Below are 2882 nucleotides of genomic sequence, written 5' to 3'. Positions count from 1 at the left end.
CGACTATCCTTGCGTCTTCTTCCGCGGCACGCTGCATATCCATCTTCACCGCCGCGATCTGCCCCCGCAGCATCTTCGAGAGTTCCGGGATCGCCGCGGTCATGGCTGCCTGGACCGCGAGCTTCAGCACGACCGGGTTCACAGGGCCGCCGCTGTCCTTCCCGCCGCCACCGAGGCCCGCACCGCTTAGTTCGGTCACCCCGGTTGACATCTCCTTCACAGTATCCACCATGCCGGCAAACAGCGTGGCCATGCGCTCGATCGATGTCTGCATACTAGTCAGGACCTCGACGATATCCTGGAGGGTGAGCTCCCTCTCCTCCTGGACGTGAACGTCCGGGGCCTCCTGCGCCACCTGAGGGGTCTCCTGCACGGTTTCCAGGCCTTCCTCTACAACCTCCTCCACGGGATCCTCGGTGGCCATGGCGGCCGCGATCGCTGCTTCCATGGCTGCCATGTCCGGGGCGCCCTGGAATTCCTCTCTGTCGTTCTCATTATCATTAAGCATTTCCTGTCACCTCCTGGTGGTATTTGATCAACAACTCCTTCACCCTGGGCGACTTGTCGAACCTCCGTGCATCCAGGGTCACGATCGATTTCCTGCGGCATCCTCCCCAGTTCAGCACGCAAACAGCCTGGCCCGGTCCCATGGTGTCAAAGACCTCGTCGCGAAGAGGGGACCGTTTGAGGTTCACGGACCACGTCGTGCTGTCCGTCTTGGATTTGTTAAAGTTCATCATTCCAAACAGCCCAGCGAGAGGTCCGGCCATCATGGCGCCAGGGCTTGCACCCATACCTTTGGTCCGGGACGTGGATTTCGAATAGCTGTGCTCCGGCAGCTCGCCCTCTGAGATCAGCTTTTTCATCCACTCCCTGGTTTCCATGTCATCCGTCGAGAGGATGATCCTGGACCGGAAATTGGCCAGGATGGTATCCGCGCTCTCTTTTCCGCCCCATGTCGTCACGAGCTGTGAACGGCTCTGTGATGCCGCGATGAGGCATAGTCTCCCCTCGCGCGAGAGGGCGGATTTTCTGAAAGAAAAGGCATTCGTTGACTCTTGAACCTCGTCCGCGATGAGGACCATGTATCGCTGGTCCTTCGTGCCGATGCGCTTGAGGGCGATATCGTACAGCTGGCGAAACAAGAAATAGCGCAACAGCTTCCCCGGCTTTCCCAGGGTCTCCGGGATATCGACAATAAAGAGGCACTGCTCGCGCACGAGGTCCTCGAGGGAGATGTTCGAACGGTTGAAATTCGACATGGAGGGCATCGAGAACCGCCCAATCCACGCTGAGATGCTGGATATCACGTTCCCACGGGTTTTCTCGGGGACCTCGAGCAGGTTCACGCGGATGGATTCCCGCACTTTCGCCAAGAGCTCCAGCTTCTCCGTGTCCGCGACGGCTGCGTCCTCCGCCAGTTTCAAGGTGGCTTCCACCGCATCGTGGTTCATGAGGATATCGTTGACGGTCCCGAGGTCCCTTTCGACCCCCGCGAGATCCAGGAGGTGCATGGCACTGTAAACGAGGTCCACGGTCATGCTGGCCCAATATTCTCCATCGCCTTGCCCGCCGCCTTCGCCTTTTATTGCGTCCAGGAGGATGCTTGAGGCCTCCTCCGGCGTCATGACCTTCCTGTCAATCGGGTTATATGCCATTTGCCACGCGTCCGGACCGATGACGCGGAACTTGTACCGGGCCCGACGCTCCTCTGGGATCGAGGAGAAGATGGAGTAAATGTCCATCATCGAGCTGCGCTTCGGGTCGATGCAGATCAAGCTCTCGTCCCCCTTTCCGTTCAAGAACGAGGTGATCTGCGCGTTGAGGTGCATGGTTTTGCCACTGCCGGTGCCGCCGAGGATGATCATCGAGGTTGCCAGGTCGTTGAGGGTGATGCTCAACGGGACACCCAACGGAGCCGACATTGCCACGCCCTGTGCCCTCAGGAGGCCGCTCGTGGTACCTATGGGGATCCGCGGGGACCGGTCCCAGGAACAGCGGGCTTTGATGCCTCTGGCAAACGCCACGGCTGCGTTGAGCTCAGCGACGTCGACGTGGCCATGCAAATACATTTCTCCGAGTTTGTCCGTATCGCGCCAGATCTGCGGCCGTGACAGACCCATCCACCAGCTGAAGGCCCTGGAAAGGAGGTCCGTTTTGCTGTATCTCCACCCCTCAAAGACCGACTGCAGGCCGCCTGCGATGAGGCCCCACCCGAGGCCTGACATTGCTTTTTCCGCGTACAGGGAGAGGGTGCTGGTTCCCTCCAGGGCGACGACCTTGTCCTTGATCAGAACGATGAGGAACGCCGCCAGGGCGACACCGAGGATCCTCAACCAGGAAAGATTCATTGCTTTCACGTCCGGGTTGTAGCCGTAGTGACTCCGGAACTTCCGTCTGCCCGCGTCGATCCCGTGGACCCGGCAGAACTCGACGATCTGTTCCTTCTGTGTGTGCAGCCATTCGACCAGGAGATAGCGCACGACCTCGTCTGACTCCTCTTCTACGATCCTACACAAGCGCTCCTGGGCCTGTTTGTCCGGAAAGATATCGGACAATGTGGCCTCCGGCGGGGAGGGCATGGTCCCCGTCATGGCGTATTGTGCGGCCATTTCCCTGAATTTCATTCGTGTCTTATCGAACATCGTTACCTCCCTGATTCCTGGCAGCCTGCGCCTTCCTCAGCATCCAGCCTGCCCTTTCCTTCAACACGAGGACCGTGACGATGATCCCAACGATGACCGCGGGGCCGGCAAGCATGGCCAGGAGGCTGAGCAACCAGATCCGGAACATCGGGAGGGACATTATGATGACCAGCAGAATAGCCGACACCCAGGGCGTCGCGCTGGTCCACGTGAGGTCCTGTTCGCGGATGAGCTGCT

The 2882-nt window shown here is 59.5% G+C and carries 3 protein-coding genes; all 3 read right to left on the bottom strand.

Going from position 1 to position 2882, the window contains the following annotated elements; translation table 11 throughout:
- The coding region (locus GXX82_16885) for a hypothetical protein (protein ID NLT24721.1) at positions 1-508 on the bottom strand (508 nt) is incomplete at its 3' end.
- On the bottom strand, positions 501-2645 hold the full coding sequence (locus GXX82_16880) for a type IV secretory system conjugative DNA transfer family protein (GenBank protein ID NLT24720.1): 2145 nt from the start codon (positions 2643-2645) through the stop codon (positions 501-503). The genes GXX82_16880 and GXX82_16885, both read right to left, overlap by 8 nt.
- Positions 2635-2882: hypothetical protein (locus GXX82_16875; protein ID NLT24719.1), on the bottom strand; the 248-nt coding region annotated here is incomplete at its 5' end. The genes GXX82_16880 and GXX82_16875, both read right to left, overlap by 11 nt.

Origin of the sequence: Syntrophorhabdus sp., assembly GCA_012719415.1 — a bacterium.
GTDB lineage: Bacteria > Desulfobacterota > Syntrophorhabdia > Syntrophorhabdales > Syntrophorhabdaceae > Delta-02.
Note: the sequence above shows the minus strand (reverse complement) of the source record. Positions and strands in the feature narration are given on the sequence as shown.